The sequence below is a fragment of the Pollutibacter soli genome (assembly GCA_029269725.1).
GTDB classification, from domain to species: domain Bacteria; phylum Bacteroidota; class Bacteroidia; order Chitinophagales; family Chitinophagaceae; genus Pollutibacter; species Pollutibacter soli.
Window position 1 is genome coordinate 50,824 of the sequence record JARJHS010000004.1, and the last position, 19,678, is coordinate 70,501.

General features: G+C 41.8%; 14 protein-coding genes. 11 read left to right on the forward strand and 3 right to left on the reverse strand.

Going from position 1 to position 19,678, the window contains the following annotated elements; all coding sequences use genetic code 11:
* Positions 1-134 precede the first annotated feature (134 nt).
* Positions 135-3,524 carry a methylmalonyl-CoA mutase family protein gene (locus P2W82_RS11225; RefSeq protein ID WP_336515977.1) on the forward strand — a complete coding sequence of 1,130 codons (3,390 nt, stop codon included), beginning with the start codon at positions 135-137 and terminating at the stop codon, positions 3,522-3,524.
* Positions 3,525-3,575: 51 nt separating this feature from the next.
* Here P2W82_RS11225 and P2W82_RS11230 read toward each other — a convergent pair whose 3' ends face one another.
* Positions 3,576-4,487: an RraA family protein gene (locus P2W82_RS11230; RefSeq protein ID WP_336515978.1), complete on the reverse strand. Its 912-nt coding sequence runs from the start codon at positions 4,485-4,487 to the stop codon at positions 3,576-3,578.
* A 107-nt stretch (positions 4,488-4,594) separates the two neighbouring features.
* Between P2W82_RS11230 and P2W82_RS11235 the strand changes: the two genes are divergently transcribed.
* The 4 genes from P2W82_RS11235 to P2W82_RS11250 all read left to right on the forward strand — a co-directional run bounded on the left by P2W82_RS11235 (position 4,595) and on the right by P2W82_RS11250 (position 9,458).
* Positions 4,595-6,397 (forward strand): TPR end-of-group domain-containing protein, encoded by a 1,803-nt coding sequence (locus P2W82_RS11235; RefSeq protein ID WP_336515979.1) that lies wholly within the window; start codon positions 4,595-4,597, stop codon positions 6,395-6,397.
* Between the two features lie 37 nt (positions 6,398-6,434).
* Complete coding sequence (locus tag P2W82_RS11240; RefSeq protein ID WP_336515980.1) at positions 6,435-7,067, forward strand: L-2-amino-thiazoline-4-carboxylic acid hydrolase; 633 nt, start codon at positions 6,435-6,437, stop codon at positions 7,065-7,067.
* On the forward strand, positions 7,067-7,726 hold the full coding sequence (locus tag P2W82_RS11245; protein WP_336515981.1) for a DUF6624 domain-containing protein: 660 nt from the start codon (positions 7,067-7,069) through the stop codon (positions 7,724-7,726). The genes P2W82_RS11240 and P2W82_RS11245 overlap by 1 nt, the downstream gene beginning before the upstream one ends.
* 283 nt (positions 7,727-8,009) lie before the next feature.
* Entirely contained in the window at positions 8,010-9,458 is a 1,449-nt protein-coding gene (locus P2W82_RS11250) for a S41 family peptidase (protein ID WP_336515982.1), read from the forward strand.
* Between the two features lie 313 nt (positions 9,459-9,771).
* Here the strand turns inward: P2W82_RS11250 and P2W82_RS11255 are convergent, their stop codons facing one another.
* Positions 9,772-10,011: a hypothetical protein gene (locus tag P2W82_RS11255; protein WP_336515983.1), complete on the reverse strand. Its 240-nt coding sequence runs from the start codon at positions 10,009-10,011 to the stop codon at positions 9,772-9,774.
* 30 nt (positions 10,012-10,041) lie between these two features.
* Complete coding sequence (locus tag P2W82_RS11260) at positions 10,042-11,202, reverse strand: metallophosphoesterase (RefSeq protein WP_336515984.1); 1,161 nt, start codon at positions 11,200-11,202, stop codon at positions 10,042-10,044.
* A 346-nt stretch (positions 11,203-11,548) separates the two neighbouring features.
* Between P2W82_RS11260 and P2W82_RS11265 the strand changes: the two genes are divergently transcribed.
* The 6 genes from P2W82_RS11265 to crtD all read left to right on the forward strand — a co-directional run bounded on the left by P2W82_RS11265 (position 11,549) and on the right by crtD (position 19,597).
* A complete protein-coding gene (locus P2W82_RS11265) occupies positions 11,549-12,982 on the forward strand; it encodes an aldehyde dehydrogenase (RefSeq protein WP_336515985.1) in 1,434 nt (477 codons plus the stop codon).
* Between the two features lie 56 nt (positions 12,983-13,038).
* Positions 13,039-13,635: a glutathione peroxidase gene (locus P2W82_RS11270; RefSeq protein WP_336515986.1), complete on the forward strand. Its 597-nt coding sequence runs from the start codon at positions 13,039-13,041 to the stop codon at positions 13,633-13,635.
* 243 nt (positions 13,636-13,878) lie between these two features.
* Entirely contained in the window at positions 13,879-16,278 is a 2,400-nt protein-coding gene (locus P2W82_RS11275) for a S8 family serine peptidase (RefSeq protein WP_336515987.1), read from the forward strand.
* A 137-nt stretch (positions 16,279-16,415) separates the two neighbouring features.
* Positions 16,416-17,222, forward strand: a complete 807-nt coding sequence (locus P2W82_RS11280) for a M57 family metalloprotease (RefSeq protein ID WP_336515988.1) — start codon at positions 16,416-16,418, stop codon at positions 17,220-17,222.
* Positions 17,223-17,551: 329 nt separating this feature from the next.
* The gene (gene idi, locus P2W82_RS11285; protein WP_336515989.1) at positions 17,552-18,091 is read left to right on the forward strand and encodes an isopentenyl-diphosphate Delta-isomerase; all 540 of its coding nucleotides are present in this window, start codon (positions 17,552-17,554) and stop codon (positions 18,089-18,091) included.
* 27 nt (positions 18,092-18,118) lie between these two features.
* Complete coding sequence (gene crtD / locus P2W82_RS11290; protein WP_336515990.1) at positions 18,119-19,597, forward strand: 1-hydroxycarotenoid 3,4-desaturase CrtD; 1,479 nt, start codon at positions 18,119-18,121, stop codon at positions 19,595-19,597.
* Positions 19,598-19,678 lie beyond the last annotated feature (81 nt).

Consider the following 19,678-nt stretch of genomic DNA (forward strand, 5'->3'; position numbering starts at 1 on the left):
AAGAAGTTTATTCAAACCTTATTTATATTCTAAAACTCCTCAGAATGTGATAGGACGGCTGTTTTGCTCCTGCCTCCCCGCTCCTTACTCCTGCCTATTTTATCTATCTTTAGCGCTGATATTTTTCAATTGCCATGGAAAAAAACAGCGATCAGAAAATTCGCATTGTTACTGCTGCAAGTTTATTTGATGGGCATGACGCGGCTATCAATATCATGCGTCGTATTCTGCAAAGCAAGGGTGCTGAAATCATTCATCTTGGTCACAATCGTTCGGTAGCGGAAATAGTTGAATGTGCTATTGAAGAGGATGTGCAGGGTATTGCCATTACTTCATACCAGGGAGGTCACGTGGAGTTTTTCAAATACATGAAAGATCTTCTAGTAGAAAATGGCTGTGGTCACATCAGAATATTCGGGGGTGGTGGCGGTACAATTTTGCCTGAAGAAATTGAAGAGCTGCATCGATATGGTATCACAAGAATATATTCTCCTGACGACGGCCGGCATATGGGTCTTGAAGGCATGATTGAAGATCTGTTAAGTAAATGCAGATTCCCTTTAAATGGCGATCCCAAACAGTTTGCAAACGGAATGACATTGGGAGAATGGAAGGATGTTAGAAAGATTGCGAGAGCGATTACGAATGCGGAAGCAGGGCAGGCCGAACAGGCAACAGGCAAAAGGCAGCAGGCAATAGGAAACAGCCAACAGCCCCCCGTCTTAGGAATCACAGGTACAGGTGGTGCTGGTAAATCTTCGGTGACAGATGAAATTGTTCGTCGTTTTCTGAATCGTTTTGATGACAAAACCATTGCAGTCATTTCTGTTGATCCTTCGAAGAAAAAAACGGGCGGTGCGCTTTTGGGTGATCGTATTCGCATGAATGCCATACATCATCCGCGTGCATATATGCGCAGTCTGGCAACACGTGAGAGTGATAAAGCGTTGAGTGCATATGTGGATGAAGCAATCGATGTTTGTAAAAACGCAGGATACGATCTGATCATTCTTGAATCAGCAGGAGTTGGCCAGAGTGATGCGAGTATCCTTGATCATTGCAATGTGAGTTTATATGTAATGACACCTGAATATGGGGCACCTACCCAGCTTGAAAAAATCAATATGCTGGATTATGCTGATGTCATCGCCATAAATAAATCTGATAAAGCAGGAGCGCTCGATGCGTTGAGCGATGTGCGTAAACAGTATAAACGAAATCACGCGTTGTGGACTGCGAAAGAGAACGAATTGCCTGTAATAGCAACGATAGCATCTCAGTTCAATGATGCAGGAGTAAATCAGTTATTTGATAAACTGATTGCTGTTATTAATACGAAAACCGGTTCTTCTTTTGCTGCCAATGATGCTACTGCCTCAGAAGGTTCTGCGAAACCATCAACAACATCAAAATCGGCGATAATCTCCTCATCAAGAGTCAGGTATCTCGCTGAGATAGCTGAAACAATCAACGAGTATAATACGCAGGTTAATGAACAGGCACATATTGCTTCAAAGCTGTATCAGCTCAACGGTGCGCTTGATTCATTGAAGGATGCAGATGGGGTTGTACGCGATGCAGTTCAAAAACAAATTGATCTGCTCACAGAACAATTGAACCCGGTAAGTAAAGCCCTTGTTTCTCATTGGCCCGAAAAACTGAAAGCTTACCAGGAAGACTTTTTTGAATATAAAGTACGCGAGAAAACGATTCGTCAGCCAATGACGACCACGAGTCTTTCAGGTACAATTATTCGAAAAGTTTTGCTACCGAAATATAAAGACTGGGGAGACCTGTTAAAGTGGCAATGCCAGGAAAACGTACCCGGTCATTTTCCATTTACTGCTGGCGTATTTCCCCTGAAAAGGGAAGGCGAAGATCCTACGCGCATGTTTGCAGGTGAAGGTTGCCCGGAAAGAACCAACAGGAGATTTCACTATGTTTCTCTCGATCAACCGGCAAAAAGATTGAGTACTGCGTTTGATTCGGTTACACTGTATGGTGAAGATCCTGCTATTCGTCCTGACATTTATGGAAAAGTTGGTAACAGTGGGGTGAGTATTGCCACAGTTGACGATGCAAAAAAATTGTATAGCGGATTTGATTTGTGCAGTCCGAATACTTCGGTGAGCATGACCATCAACGGACCGGCGCCGATCATTCTCGCATTTTTTATGAATGCAGCGATTGATCAGTTGTGTGAAAGATGGCTTACAGATAATAAAGGATGGAATGATGCTGAATCAAAAATTTCATCCAGGTATTCTGCATTGCAGAAACCTGTTTACTATAATCCGTCAGACAATTCCGGGTTACCTGAAGGAAACAACGGATTAGGTTTGGGTTTGCTGGGAATGACCGGTGATGATGTGTTACCGGATGAAATTTATCAGGAACTGAAAGCAAAAGCCATGTCTGCAGTACGGGGTACCGTGCAGGCAGATATCTTAAAAGAAGACCAGGCGCAGAACACCTGTATTTTCAGTACGGAGTTTGCATTGCGGTTAATGGGTGATGTACAGGAATATTTTATTGAAAAAGAGATCCGCAATTTCTATAGCGTTTCTATTAGCGGTTATCATATTGCCGAAGCAGGAGCAAACCCGATAACGCAGCTGGCTTTCACACTATCGAATGGCTTTACTTATGTAGAGTACTATCTGAGCCGCGGAATGAATATCGATGATTTCGCACCGAATCTTTCTTTCTTCTTCAGCAATGGTATGGACCCGGAATACAGTGTGATCGGTCGCGTTGCCCGCCGCATCTGGGCAAAGGCGATGAAGCAGAAGTACAAAGCGAATAAGCGGAGCCAGATGCTGAAATATCACATTCAGACTTCAGGAAGGAGTTTACATGCACAGGAGATCGATTTCAATGATATCAGAACAACGCTCCAGGCTTTATATGCGATTTACGATAATTGTAATTCACTGCACACAAACGCTTACGATGAAGCGATTACAACACCTACCGAAGAAAGTGTTCGCCGTGCGATGGCTATTCAATTAATCATCAATCGGGAATTGGGAACGGCAAAAAATGAAAACCCGATACAAGGTTCATTTTTAATTGAAGAGCTGACTGATCTCGTTGAGGAAGCGGTGATGAATGAGTTCAATCGTATTTCAGAACGCGGAGGAGTATTAGGTGCAATGGAAAGAATGTACCAGCGAAATAAAATACAGGAAGAAAGTCTGTATTATGAAAGTCTGAAACATTCCGGTGAATTACCTATCATTGGCGTAAACAGTTTCCTTAATAAAAAAGGCAGTCCGACAACGATTCCCGGTGAAGTAATCCGCAGTACAACAGAGGAAAAAAATCAGCAGATCAAAAACCTGGAAGCCTTTCAGAAACGCAATGCAAATCGCTCCGAAAAAGCATTGACACGACTGAAAGAAGTCGCAACAACCAACGAAAATATATTTGCGGAGCTGATGGAAACGGTGAAATACTGTTCACTCGGGCAGATTACCCATGCATTGTATGAGGTGGGCGGGCAGTATCGGCGGAATATGTAATAAAGACCGAAATTCGAGTTACGTTTAACGTTATACGTTTAACGTTCAACGTCACCAGGTTCTTCTGCTCATCATCTTATCCAATTCCTCTCTCGTCATCTTCCCCAGTTCCGGATGACCATCCAGCCATTTCAGGAATGCAGTTTTGATCTCATCGGTCCATTGACTATCGATATCACCGGTAGCATACCGACCGCTTTTTACCATTTCAAAACCGAATTTATCTTTTCTTACCACGAACTCTCCTACGCTGACAACCTGCTCAGCAAGATGTGCAGGTATGAATAATACACCTTCCGCATTGGCTATCACGAGGTCGCCAGGCATCACCATCACATTACCGATACGCGTAGGTGAATTCAATCCGGTCAGAACCATTTCTTCTGTGAAGGAAGGATGCCAGTCGCGCACGAAAGCATTGAATCCTTTGATGTTTTGAATTTCGATCAGATCCCTGGCTGCGCCATTGAATACAACTCCGTTTCCGGATTTGCTATAAATGGAATTTGCAAGTGTTGAACCCATGATCGGACCGCCGCTTATTTTTCCGAAAGCATCTGCCACATATACATCGCCTTTGTGCAGAATGTCAATCGGCCATGAATTCGTGTTTCCCTTTCGTCCCTGAGCTGCGCCACGTTCTTTTATCTTTTTCTCAACATCGGGTCTGCTGGGCATATACACTGCAGTTAACGCGCGGCCAACAATTGGTTCGCTGTTTACTGTTTTCCAATTGCCTTCGAACTGGTTGAGATAACCTTCATTTTTCAGCGCCGTCCACGCATCATCGATCATAATCTTTTTAGCCCGCTCAATAAGTTGATCAGGGATCTTTGGCCGACCATCAGCAAAACGCTCGCCCTTCCATTCCGACGTAAGGAAAATAAGCTCTTCTTTTGGCAAAGTCTGGCTGGCAGCAGTGAATGAAATCAAAAGCATTGGTATCATGGACAAAAATTTCATAAGCCGATTTTTTACAATTTAATTATTTATAGAAGAGTGGGTATTTAAAAAATCATCCGGTGAAGTATTAAATCAGGACAGTGTAATTTTGCAGTTCAATCTTTTACATGGCAACCCGTCAATTGGCTGTTATCATGTTCACCGATATTGTCGGCTATACGGCATTGATGGGAAATGATGAGAATAAAGCTTTTAAATTACTCGACATAAACCGGAAACTCCAAAAGCCACTGATTGAAAAATTCAATGGCCGTTGGATAAAAGAACTGGGCGACGGAGTACTTGCAAGTTTCCATTCCGTCACAGACGCTGTGTCCGCTGCGACGATGATACAGGAACAAAGCAGGACCGGGAATCAATTCCAGCTACGGATCGGAATTCACATGGGCGAAGTGGTTTTTGATAATGATGATGTTTTTGGAGACGGTGTTAATATCGCTTCAAGAATCCAGTCTGCCGCAACGGCTGGCGCTACTTATTTATCAGAAACTGTCTATCAGAACATCTCCAACAAAAAAGAATTCCAGACAGAGTTTGTAAAAGAAGAAATGCTAAAGAATGTAAAGGATCCTGTGAAGATTTATCAGTTGGTTGCAGACAAACCTGCTAAAACAACTCTGATTGCATCCAATCTTGATGATCAGAAGAGCATTGCGGTTTTGCCATTCGTAAATATGAGTGTTGATCCTGAACAGGAGTATTTCTGTGATGGTGTTACAGAAGAAATCATCAATACACTTGCGCAGTTAAACAAACTTCGCGTGGTAGCACGTACTTCTGTTTTTGCATTCAAGGGAAAACAACTGGATGTGAGAGAAATCGGACACATGCTCAACGTCGCTACCTTGCTGGAGGGCAGCGTGAGAAAGTCTGGAAATCGTTTAAGGATCACAACGCAATTGGTACGGGCAAAGGATGGTGCTCATCTCTGGTCCGACAAATACGATCGTGAACTCAACGATGTTTTTGCAATCCAGGAAGATATCGCAGAAAATGTTGGCAAGGCGCTACTGAATTATCTTTCCAGCCAGGAAAAGGACGCATTGCGAAGGCCTGAAACAAATATTGAAGCCTATGAGCATTTTCTAAAAGGGCGCCAGTTATTACACGGACTTCAGTTTTCCGAATCGAAAGTTCACTTTGAAAAAGCGGTGGCATCCGATCCCGGATATGCTCCTGCTTACGCAGGGCTTGCATCCTTACATGCATGGATGTACGAATGGGAAGGTGGCCGCAACGAAGATCTTATTGCAGCAGAACTCAATAGTCAGAAGGCGCTGACATTTGCGCCTAACCTTTCTGAAAGTCATTCCGCACGAGGGTTTGTATTTTCATTGGCCGGCCGGTATGAAGAAGCTACAAAGGCATTTCAAAAAGCCATTGAGCTCAATCCAAAGAATTTTGACGCTTATTACTTTTTTGGCCGGACGTCTTTTGCAAAAGGAGATATAGCTATCTCCGCCGACATGTTTCTTAGAGCATCCGAAGTACGTCGGGAAGATTTTCAGAGTATGCTTCTTTACGCGCAATCTTTAAATAAACTTGGAGATAAACGACACAGCGAAGCGGTAGCAGAGGGCATTGAACGCGCAAGGAAATTTCTGGAGCTTAGTCCTAATGATAAAAGGGCTTTATCGCTGACCTGTATTAATCTCCTCGAAATAGGAAATCGGGAAGAAGCAATAGCCTGGGCAAATAAGGCACTTGAACTTGATCCGGATGATACCGGAGTCTTGGTAAATACCGCCTGTATGTTTGCACGGGATGGAAATAAAGAAAGATCACTAGAACTGCTGGAAAAAGTATTTGGAAAGGGATTTGGGAAAAGAGACTGGATTGAAAATGATCCGGATTACGATTCACTGCGCGATGAACCGCGATTTCGAGCGTTATTGAAAAAACTGAAATAGTAAGCTCAGAACATCACCTGATAAAATAGTGTGCACCATGCACGATTACAGACCTTATTTTTATGATGAAATAAACAAAGTGTATCCCGGAATGGCTTCGGCAATTATCCAGGCGACAGATGATCAGTACACAACTTTATTACCCGATATCAGCTTTATCAGCTATTCCGGAAACCCTATCGACAAACGACTTGATTTCAGTGCATATTTCCTTGCGCTGATTCAGGTGCTCGAAAAAGAAGGTGAGGACTTTGAAAAGATCCGGATGGTCTGCCTGAACATCACTACGGAGTATGTAAAGCCGAAATCAGCATTGCAAAGATGGTTTAAGAAGTGGCCATCAAAAATCATGAACACAAAATTCGCAAGCTGGTTTTATCAGCAGTTCGAAAAAAGAATTTCTGTAAACAAATCTTCGGAAGGATTTATTGCAAAAGTCATCACTGATAAAGACGAAACTTACGGTATGGGATTTGGAATCGATATTTTAGAATGTGGCATCTGCAAACTCTTTAATAAACACAATTCTCGCCGCTATGCATCTATACTTTGTGAAGTTGATGAGATCACTTCCGCCCAGGCCGGTTTAAAGCTTATAAGAACAGGAACCATTGCCAATGGTGCGCACAAGTGTGACTTTCGGTATAAAAAATCTGAAAAATACATGTGATGAAAATCCTGGCGACTTTTTTTGTTTTATGTTTTATGATGAAGGCGACGGCGCAACAACCGGAGTATGCTGAGATTACCAGGGCTCTTGATTCTATTAATCGTCTTGATCAGGGTGGACGTGAAAAATCCGAATCCATTCAATTGCATTATAAAAATGATACTGCAAAACTCAGACAGGAATTGGAGCAGCTTTGGAAACAGATTCATATCCAGGACTCAATGAACCAGGTTGCTGTAATGAAAATCCTGGATACCGAAGGATGGCTTGGTCCCCGTGAAATCGGAGAAGATGCCAATTCAACTTTATTTCTCGTTATCCAGCACGCTGATTTACCGATCCAGGAGAAATATCTCCCGATGATGAAGACTGCAGTACAAAATAAGAAAGCAAAACCATCGCAGCTTGCGCTTCTCGAAGACAGGGTGGCCTTAAGAAAAGGGAAAAAACAATTGTACGGAAGCCAGATCGGATGGGATATGATCAGAAATGATTATTACGTCCAGCCGCTTGAAGATCCTGATCATGTTGATGAGCGTCGTGCATCAATGGGATTGCCACCGATGGCGGAGTATGTCAGGTACTGGAACATGAAATGGGATGTAGAACAATACAAAAAGGATTTGCCGCAGATCATGAAACGATTCAACGGGCAGTAAAAATCCGTTGATTTCCAGAATTTTTTCAAAAATCCGAAATCAATATGGCTATTGAAGTCTGGTTGGAACAGTGTTGATTTGACGAACTCCGTTATAGAATTACCTGTTAAATTCGAAAACGCACTTTTATAAATCAAACACAAGATACTTAAACAGTTCTGCCTCAGGCTTTACACCGCGAATTCCACAGTTTGTCATCACATTATCAACTCTGTTAAAGAAGCTAAATTTTAACACTGGCCACGAATCACTATTTTTATGAATATCCTAATTTTACTCCCTTATGAAAAAATTACTCTGGCTTGCAATTCCGATCGCTTTTTTAGCAGCTCCATCCTGTAAAAAAACCGACTCACCGGCTCCGGGAAATAACGACACCATCCCAACCGCATCAAAAATTGATCTGTTAAAAGATTCAGTTTATCTCTACACGAAGGAAGTGTATTTCTGGCGCGAGGTGATACCAGATTACAACACCTTCAATCCAAGAAAATATTCCGGTTCAACAGAACTCGAAGCTGCACAAAACGTGATGGCTGCGATCCGCAACCTGCAACCGCAGGATAAAAAGCATGGATACAGTTTTGTGACCACTCAGGAAGAATCTGATGGCATCCAGACAGGAGAAGATAAAGACTATGGATTCTTTATTAAGGCGGCCACATTTGAAAAAGTTCAGCCAGTGGATTCTGTGAGATGGTATGTCGAATACGTTTACAAAACTTCACCTTCAGGCTTAGCAGGTGTTGAGAGAGGATGGTACATCAGCAAGATCAATGGTACATCCCTTGGTTATGATAACGCGAGTATCACTACCCTGAATAACACTTTCTTCGGCAGCGGCAATTCCGCGGAATTTGAATTCACAAAACCAAATGGTGATATAAAGACTGTCAATCTTTCGAAAGGAAGTTTCACAGCAAATGCAGTTTTACATAATAGTGTAATTACTGACGGAGCTAAAAAGATTGGATACATCGTATTTAATCAGTTTTTCGGAGCTGGGGCACAAGCAGAGCTGAGAACGGCCTTCAATGATTTCAATTCAAAAGGTATTAATGAGCTGGTGGTTGACTTACGTTACAATCCAGGGGGGTCTACAGCAACCCAGAATGTTTTTGCCAATCTGATTGCACCGGCTTCAGCCAACAATAAAGTGATGTACACTTATGACTTTAATGATTCACTGAAGGCAGGTAAGTATTCTTTACTAAAAAAGAAAATGGGTAATATAAATTTTTCTTCTTCAGCAAACACCACACTGTTTTCTAAGGAAGGAGCGCTTGAAATTCCACGTGTATTCTTTATAGTTACAGGAGGAAGCGCATCTGCAAGCGAATTGCTGATCAATAATCTTCGTCCGTACATGGATGTGAAGCTGATCGGTGATACAACTTATGGCAAGCCTGTTGGATTCTTCCCGATTTCTATATTCAATTATGCGATTTACCCGATTTCATTTAAAACAATCAACTCAGTGGGCGATGCAGAGTATTATGATGGATTTGCTCCTGATAAACTCGCTGGAGATGGCGTGAACACCAACTGGGGTGATCCAAAAGATCCGTCACTCGCTGCTGCGTTGAAATATATCACTACAGGCAGTTTTGGCAGGATGATGACGACAGAGGAAGACCGGAGGAGTTTTGAAAGACAGAAAATGCTGCAACCGTTGAACGAACATATCAATAGTAAGAAGTTCCTGGGAATGTATTACGACACAAAAAAATAAACTGTAAAATCATACTTACAAAAAAAGCTGTCAACCGACAGCTTTTTTTGTTGTTTAGGGTAGGATATTTATAATTGGGGGCTGCTGTTTATTGTGCAAATTCTGCTGGGTATTGAACTGCAAACGAATTTTTTTTGATGCCAGTTCTCCATGGATATAAAAATAGAAGCGTGAAAACCATTACATCTCGTTGGCCTCCATATAAGATTTATACTTCGAATTCTTTATTACACGTTTCCGCAAATCACACCTTTTCAACGAACAACGATGAACGAACAACGCCGCCTGCCCTCACGTAATCAGCAAGCTCTGATTAGTTCTTCCTCCCTGATTTTTCTTTCTGAGAATTTTTACCTGAGTCTGCTTCAGAAATGCAAAACGATTTCAGTACAAGGTTTTGCTTTTTAATTTTCAGTTCCAGTATACGATCGCCTTGCGATTGTTTTTCACTGATCATTTTTTTTGCGGCTTTCATCGAATCGTTGTTTTTCTGAGCCTGGCAAAAAACCACTCCGGAAAGAACTACGCCTATACTGAGAAATAACTTATTCATGCATTTAAGACAGGTGCATGTTGTATAGGTTTAAACAGGAACTGATTTTTTATTTTCTCCCGGCGGATTTAGCGCTGAAATCAAGTCAGTCAATACCATTTCCTCAGCTACCTTTCTCGCGGAAATACCGTTTTCAGTTTTCCATCGCACCAGTCGGATATGACCTTCAGCAATTTCCAGGCCCGTAATTGTGCCACCATCGAAACAACAGCATCCTGTATTAAAATATCCCGGTTTCATGGTATGAAATGAGCTGTTTACGTAATCGTATTCCTGCTTTCTTTTTGGTATTTCTTTATTCAGTTTTTCAATTGCCGGTTGATCATTTGTTCTGATCGCATGTTCCATATCCAGGTAAAGTCTTTCAAGATGCGTCAATGATTTGAACACGGGTTGGTGTGTATGCCCGGTAATCAGTACAAGGTCATTCTGTTTTGCACTCCATTCATACATAAACTGATTGTGGAGTGTCTTGCTGTCATCGTTGGTGGACGGACTATTGGTATTGATTTCCAGGAAGGATTGCAATGGTCCCCAGATCGTACTGACAAACCATTTGCTGATTTTGTTCCCGTCACTTTGCGCATCACCCTGGTGACCATGGGTGCAGAAAAAATCAATATACCCATTGGGCAGTTCAGCTCGCAGAACAATTCCGGAATAGATCTTTATTGCCTGGCCGAACATGAGCTTTAAACTGACAGACGCGAAAGGATCATTTCCCCAATAGAGATCGTGATTGCCAACAATTTTCGCAAAAGCATTACGATCCACAAAAAGCTTTTCACTTTCGAATGTTTCCTTATTGTGTTTTAACACCTGCAATATGGTATTCTCCCATAATTCCTCACTGTCACCAAGATTGATATAATAGAAGTTTTTTCGGTTGTAATAATCAAGCGCAGCGAGATAGTTTTTCTCCGCGGGGGCAAAATCGTCGGACCCATTTCTGGCGCCCTTATGATGATCCGAAAAAATCACCACCGGGTGCTGATCCGGTTTGAAATCAATCAGTAATCCTTTTTTACCGGGTTCAGTAATAATGCTGCGATATAATTCGCTGAGCGATTCATTAACTTTTTGCTGTTTAGGAAACGAAGTGAACCTGTTTGCAATCCAGAGTACAGGCTTTTTTAGCAGGAAAATGCAAACATTCTTAAACCCATATTTAATTGAAGTGAATAATGGCATCGGTTCAGGGAAGTTAAAAGTTAAAAGTGAAAAGTTGAGCGTTGAATGTTTAATATTGAAAGTTGGTGCCCGGGTTTGTGGGAGGGTTGCCGAAATGTTGGTTTAAGAAATTACAGAGTTATCTGATTATTCAAATTCAATCGAGTAAATTGTCGCAAAAGTCGTCCAGTCCTCGTTCTGGAAATCTGTTTGATCTTTTCTTTTAATTGATATAAAATTGACGGGTATTTCTGAAGAATTTCGCGTCCGATCTGCTGCCTCCACAATGCTGTGGGGGCCTGCTGCCTGATTTCCACCTTCAACTTTTTGTTTTAAACTTGGTAATTTAGTACTAAACCTGAACAGTATGGACGCTGCTACCATGGACAACAGAATTTCCGAAATGGAATTACAAGGCATCGGGCAGCAGGTCGACCGGATATATACGGCTCAGCAGAAATTTTTCGCATCCGGGGCTACCCGTTCCATCAGCTTCCGACTGAAGCAATTGAACATCCTGCTGAAAGCAATTGAGAAAAATGAAGCCTTACTCAATGATGCACTATACAAGGACCTTCGGAAATCAGCCTATGAAACGTATGGAACTGAAATAGGGCCGACACTCGCCGAAATTCGGCACGCCTGCAAACATCTGCGGGATTGGATGCGAAAAGAGCATGTATCCACACCCATGATTTTTTTTCCATCTTCAAGTTATATTATCCGTGATCCGTTGGGTACGGTTTTGACGATCGGACCATGGAATTATCCTTTTCTGCTGATCATTACCTCTGTTGTGAATGCAATTGCCGGAGGGAATACGGTTATTCTGAAACCATCCGACGAAGCGGTACATACTGCTGATGTGATCGAAAAAATTATTTCCGAAAATTTTGCTGAAGAGTTTTTAGCGGTGATACAGGTACCCGGACCTATGGTGACAAAACTGATCATTGACAAATACCATTTCGATCATATTTTTTTTACGGGTAGTACACGCGTTGGTAAGATCATCATGGAGTCGGCTGCTTCAAAACTGAGCCCGGTTACACTCGAGCTCGGTGGCAAAAGTCCCTGTGTTGTAGAAGCTGACGCCGATCTGGGTTTTGCTGCAAAAAAGATCGCCTGGAGTAAAACCATCAACGCCGGCCAGACCTGTGTTGCTCCTGATTATCTTTTTGTTCACGCTGCTGTTAAAGAAAAATTTCTTGAAAAAATAAAATCGGAACTCACGAAAATGTTTGGCGAAAATGCTCAAAACAGTCCCGATTACCCAAGGATCATTAACAAAAAAAGATTCGATGTTTTGTCTGCGTATCTTGAAAACGGACGGATTGTATACGGTGGACAGGCAGACGAAAACGATCTCTTTATTGCGCCGACTATTATTGAAGACGTAGACACAGATGACCCGGTGATGCAGGAAGAAATATTCGGTCCGGTGCTACCTGTATTTACTTTTACAGATAGAAGTGAAGTACTGGATATGATTGCAAAACATCCTTATCCGCTGGCGTTGTATATTTACACACGGTCCCGCGCAAACGAAAAATTTTATATTGATCAGGTTCGTTTCGGCGGCGGATGTGTTAACAACGGAGTTATTCATCTGGGCAACCCCGATCTTCCCTTTGGTGGAACAGGATATAGCGGTATCGGGCAGTATCATGGGTATGCCGGATTTCTTACTTTTACACGACCAAAGAGTATTATAAAATCTCCGACCTGGTTTGATGTCCCGCTTTGGTATCCGCCTTATGCCGGTAAATTGAAATGGCTACGCCGGATGTTCCGCATCTGAAAACAACGTTTTGCTGGTTTGCCATAATTTCTTATTATTAAAGATAACCGCTGCGTATGGGAATGACAGGCAGACAGAAAGTACTTAAAACGTTATATCCAATCTTTTCCGTGTTCAACTATCTCACAGGGAGAGGGACCTCTATACGTCGTGAAAAAAATGCGGCTATTCCTCCCAGTAATATATATGAAATGATTGTTGACCTCAATAATGGTACACGTTTTTCACTGGATAACTGGAAAGGTAAAAAGATATTGATAGTCAATACCGCCAGCAACTGCGGATATACACCACAATATGAAGAGTTACAGGAATTAAAAGAGATGTTCGAAGGCAGATTGGAGGTTATAGCATTTCCTGCGAATGATTTTAAAGAACAGGAGAAAGGGACAGACGATGAAATTGCAAGCTTTTGTAGAAAAAATTATGGGGTGACTTTTCCCTTGGCTTCGAAAAGTTCGGTAAAACACGGACCCGGACAAAACCCCGTTTTTCAATGGCTGACTCAAAAAGAAAGAAACGGGTGGAACAATTTCCAGCCGCCCTGGAATTTTTCAAAATATCTCATATCAGAAGATGGACGATTACTGGCCTGTTTCGATCCATCGGTTAGTCCGATAAGTAAAGAGATGCTACAGGCTATTGAAGGATAGCAAAAGGCACTTAACTTTATCAGCTTCATGCTGCGGAAATACATCCATACCTGTATATTTATTTTGCTGCTGTTTCCTCCTTTTTTACATAGTCAGCAAAATGCCGATTCAAATTTATTTTCTACCAGAGTTTCACCACAGGTTTTCAGGTTGATCAATCATTCTGATAGTGTAATCAGGAAAAAATTTGTTGTCGGGTTTCGTGATTCAGCAGAATATCAGCAAGTGAAAAAATACTCTTCGGTGAAATTTTTTTTAAATCATGAAAGAAGTTTAATTGCTGTAGTGGAGTGTAGTCCTGCAATTCTGAAACAATTGCTGATGCAGGGTTTGATCAATTCCGCAACTGAACATGTTTCTCCATCGGAAGAGGGAGGTGTAATCAGTTACGATCAAACAGTCAATGCGATAAGTGCGGCACATGATTATTTTCCTTCGATTAATGGAACCGGCGAAACAGTTTCCGTGAAGGAAAACAGGATGGATACGCAGGACATCGATATTGCGGGAAGGTATGCTGATGTTGGTACTGCATCATCTACGGGAAGCACACATGCAACAATAATGACAACATTGATTGCGGGTTTAGGAAATACATCCTTCAAAGGTCTCGGTGTTGCATTCCGTTCGCGGTACACTTCTTCCGATTTTTCCACAGTACTTCCTGATCAGAATTCAATCTATAGAGATAATCAAATCCGTATACAGAATCACAGTTACGGAATAGCGGTTCAATCTTTTTATGGAAATAATGCCCGCGCGTTTGATATCTCTGCTATTGATAACCCCGAATTGCTGCATGTTTTTTCATCAGGCAATTCAGGAACGCTGGCACCGCAGAATGGCAAATATGCGGGCATTTCCGGAGTTTCAAACCTTACGGGGAATATGAAATTTGCAAAGAATGTCCTGGTTGTGGGTGCAATCGATTCTGCATTGAATATACCTGCTGCAAGTTCAGGCGGACCGGCTTACGACGGAAGAATAAAGCCCGAACTGGTTGCTTTCGCTGAAGATGGTTCATCGGGTTCCGCAGCACTTGTTTCCGGTTCAGCTGCATTGATCCAGCAAGCCTGGCTTGAAAAATATCAGCGCAATTCCACCGCACAATCAGTTAAAGCCATTTTGATCAATTCTGCAGATGATGTGCATCACGTTGGCCCTGATTACCGTTCAGGTTTTGGAAATATGAATCTGAATCGCGCACTGGCAACAGTGAGGGATAACCGCATTTTCGAGGATACTATTCTGCCTTTATCTGAAAAAATATTTCCACTGACCCTCGGCACTGGCTTATCCAATCTGAAGGCAACACTGGTGTGGACGGATCCGGTTGCAGTTACTATGTCTGAAAAAGCATTAATTAATGATCTTGATTTTTTTATAAAGAAAAAATCTACCAATGAAATATGGGAACCATGGATATTAAGCATTGCAGCTGATACAGCGCTATTATTTAAAAATGCAATACGCGGGAGAGATACATTGAACAATATCGAGCAGGTCTCTATTGATGTTCTCACCCCGGGAGAATATGAGTTACACGTCAGCAGTCGGTTTCTCTCCGGCGGGCGTCAAACATTTTCTGTTGTATGGCAGGTTGATACAGTTGATAAAATTGAATGGATTTTTCCAGTAAAGGATGAGAAAATAGAGGCAGACAAAAACCTCCGGCTCAGGTGGCAAACTAATATTGCTGATAATTCTCCGGGAGAAATTGCATGGAGTGCCGACAATAATAACTGGAATATTATTGAGGATGAAGTATCATTAAACAAACAGGAATTCACCTGGAAAACACCTGCGATTTTTACTCCTGCATATTTCCGCATTGTGCATAATGCGGATACACTGGTTACCGGTCCGCACGCAATCAATGCGCAGGCTGCAATGAATACTGGCTGGATCTGCGATTCTGCATTAATATACTGGAATAAAAAAGGATATACGGGAGAATGGTTATTATATCGCTACAACGGTGATACAATGCAGTTGATCAGACAGACTCCTGATAGTTTTGCGATTTTATCATTGAGCGGCCCGGAGTATTTTTCTGTTGCACCATTGGTTGGAGCTGGCCCTGGACTAAGCAGTAATACGATCAATATTTTTCAGCAGGGTACGGGTTGTTTTGTAAACAGTTTTGTAGCGGATCTTGTCAACGATAATAAGGCGCTTATTCGAATACAGTTAGGTACTTTATTCGGGATTAAAAAGATTTCCATCAGGAAGCTGGATAACCCATCGTTCATTTTATATGAAACCAACCTGGTTGTTTCTACTTCGATTGAGTACATTGATGAGAACTTGCACAAAGGAATAAACAGGTATTTGCTTGAACTCGAACTGACCGATGGAAAGCAAATTTCCTCGGGTCCGGTGGAAGTGTACTTTAATGAAAGCGAGCCTTACATCATATATCCAAATCCTGTCCGTCGGGGTCAAACGATTCAGCTTTTACAGAGGGATACGGAAGATATTGAAGCACAACTATATGATGCAACAGGTCGGTTTATAAAGAAATTCTTATTTACTGAAAAGGTAAGCAGCATCTCTACTGCTTCCTTAGGCCTGGGATGGTATTACCTGTTGATAGTTGATGAGCAGAAAAATATTCACAGGTATAAGTTCGTCGTATTTTAACTACTAAACCAGGATATGTAACCATTTACCAGTACCCGTTTTGTGGTAATTTATTCGAGTACAAAAAATTGTTGATGATAATCCACACCAATTTGTTTTTATTCTGTTATCTTATATTAAACTTAAAAGGTACAAGTATGAGAAAACTGATTTATTCCATCACAGGCATCTCAATGATGCTATTAGTTGCTTCCTGCACCAAAGACAAAACTGCTGAACCACAAACCAGTGATGTAGTAGGAGCCGATGTACTTGCTATGGTAAAAAAACAAGGGTTCAGTGACGAAAATGTAACCCGCGCCGAAGGTGGTTATATTGTTGAAGGCGATATCTTTCTTTCTGATAATGAGCTCACAGCTCCTGCGAACTGGGGCACACTTGAAATTGCAAATGTTGAGCAATACAGAACAACGAATCTTGTTTCGGTTAATGGTACCCGTACGATCACACTTAGTCTTAAATCCGGGCTCCCATCATCTTATGTTGCTGCTGTAGATGAAGTTGTTAACAGGTACAATGATTTAAATCTCACAATTAAATTTCAGCGGGTGAGTTCCGGAGGTAATATAGAGTTTTCGAAAGCACCACGCGGAGCAGGCTATCTCGCATCTGCGGGATTTCCCACCTCCAACGGTACACCTTATGGAAGCGTAAAAGTCAATAGCGGCTATCTGGGAAATAATCCGGGTACCAGCTATCTGGCAACTATCCTTGCTCACGAGGTTGGGCATTGCATTGGTTTTCGTCACACAGATTATATGGATCGTAGCTACAGCTGTGGTGGATCACCCTACAATGAAGGTGCCAGCAGTGTTGGTGCAATTCTGATTCCGGGTACGCCTTCCGGTCCTGATGCTAATTCCTGGATGTTGTCCTGCATCGGCTCAGGAGTAAACAGGCCATTCAATAACAATGATAAAACTGCTTTGAACTATTTGTATTAAAAAAGTACTATCTTTAAGATACTTGACTTAAGCCCGTAAGCTTTTGCAGGTGAAAGCCGGTCGCTTAGATCGGCTTTCGTATTTGTTAAGAATGCTGCACGCACTCGAAAATTTCGATTATTAACATTGTTTTGGTCGCATTATTAGAGCTTTCCTATTATTATTGAGTGTGGATATCTCTTGTAGAATAAATTCAAGAATTTATATATTTTGTATTTGCGTTTTACCCCAATTATTCTGCTTTTCTCCTTAATAAAAGCTTACCTCCTACCCGAACCGGTTAAGGCCAATCCTTTAACCATAACGAACAAATATTTAACGCTAAACTTATGCGCGAACAGAATGTGATTTTAGTAAATGAGAAGGACGAAGAAATAGGCGTGATGGAGAAAATGGAAGCCCATCGCAAAGCATTATTACATCGTGCTTTCAGTGTTTTTATTTTCAATGGGAGAGGTGAGATGTTATTGCAGCGTCGCGCATTAAAAAAATACCATAGCGGCGGATTGTGGACGAATGCATGTTGCAGTCATCCACGCCCGGGTGAACCAATTGAAGCAGCTGCAGTTCGCAGACTTCGTGAAGAACTTGGTTTCAGTACACCATTGACCCACGCATTCCAGTTTGTTTATCGTGCTGCATTCGAAAACGGTCTCACCGAATATGAATTCGATCATGTTTTTATAGGACACTACGATGGCTTATTGCATCCTGATAAAGATGAAGTTGGAGACTATTGTTATAAGAACATGGATGAAATCCGTTGGAGTCTTTCATCACATCCTCATAAGTATACAGAGTGGTTCAAGATTGCATTTGCAAAACTTGAATTTCATCTTCAAAAAGTGCCTCTTGGAATGGCCGGGTAATCTCCCGCCGACTGATACAAATTATTCATGTCTCACAAGAAAGCGGTTGTTATAGGGTCAGGCATCGCCGGCCTTGCGTCTGCTATTCGCCTGATAGATAAAGGATATGTTGTTGATTTATTTGAAAAAAATGAATCAGCAGGCGGAAAGCTCGCTTTGTTGAAAAACGATGGATTTGTATTTGATACCGGCCCCTCACTTTTCACACAACCGGAACACCTCGAAACTATTTTCTCTCTTGCCGGCGAACCGCTGAGCAGTTATTTTCAATACAAACGACTGGATAATGCATGTCGCTATTTTTTTGAAAATGGTATCATAGTCAACGGATACACCAGTAAAGAAAAATTCGGAGAAGAACTTTTCAACAAAACGGGTGAAGCAGTTGAAAATGTTGTCAGCTATCTGCAAAAAAGTGAAGAACGCTATCATTCTCTCGCAAAAATTTTCCTGAATGAAAATCTGCATGAAATCAGGACATGGACGAATTCCGATACCATTTCAGCATTAAAAAAAACGTCTCCGCAACTTCTTTTTAAATCGTTGAATTCATTTAATAAATCCCGGCTAAAAACACCTGAAGCTGTTAGAATTTTTAATCGCTTTTCTACCTATAACGGAAGTAATCCTTTCCAGGCACCTGCGATGTTGAGTATAATACCGCATCTGGAGCACAATGAAGGTGTGTATTATCCAAAGGGTGGGATGATCAGCATCATCAATGCACTTTATGCTCTTGCGGTTAAAAAGGGCGTCTGCTTTCATTTTAACTCTGCTGTAAATAAAATCGAGGTCAAAGATGGAATCGTTCAGGGAATAATTGCGAACGATGTTTTTTATCCATCGGAAATTGTACTGAGTAATGCTGATGTTCATTTCACATACCAGAATTTGTTGAATGATAAAGGAGCGGCAAACTCAACGGCAGGTCAGGAGAGGAGCAGCAGCGCACTGGTGTTTTACTGGGGAATAAATAAGGTGTTCCCAGAATTGTACCTGCACAATATCTTTTTTACAAAACATCAGGAAGAAGAATTCAGCTCGTTGTTTCAGCTAAAACGATTCTACCATGATCCTACAATTTACATCAACATCACTTCAACAATGGAAGCCGGAATGGCGCCTGCGGGTATGCAAAATTGGTTTGTCATGATCAATGCGCCGTCAGGTACCGTGTTTAGCGAAAATGATTTAAACGAAATAAGAAAGTCTGTTCTCTGGAAACTCAATCGCATGCTCAAAACAAGGCTTGAAGATCATATCGTCTTTGAATCAATGATGACTCCAGCGGATATCACGGCAAATACAAACGCATTTGAAGGCGCGTTGTATGGGGCCAGTTCAAACAATATGTTTTCAGCTTTTCGTCGTCATCCCAATTTCAGCAGAAAGTATCGCGGACTTTTCTTCGCTGGCGGCACAGTGCATCCAGGGGGCGGCATTCCTTTGTGTTTCCGAAGCGCTTCTATCGCAGTGGATCTCGCTACCAGACCTGCCAGGTCTTAGACCTGGCAGGTGTTTGTAGTAATAGAACTACAACCATTTTTTAGATGTTTGATTTTCAAAGGAATTTCTTCAAACGATTTT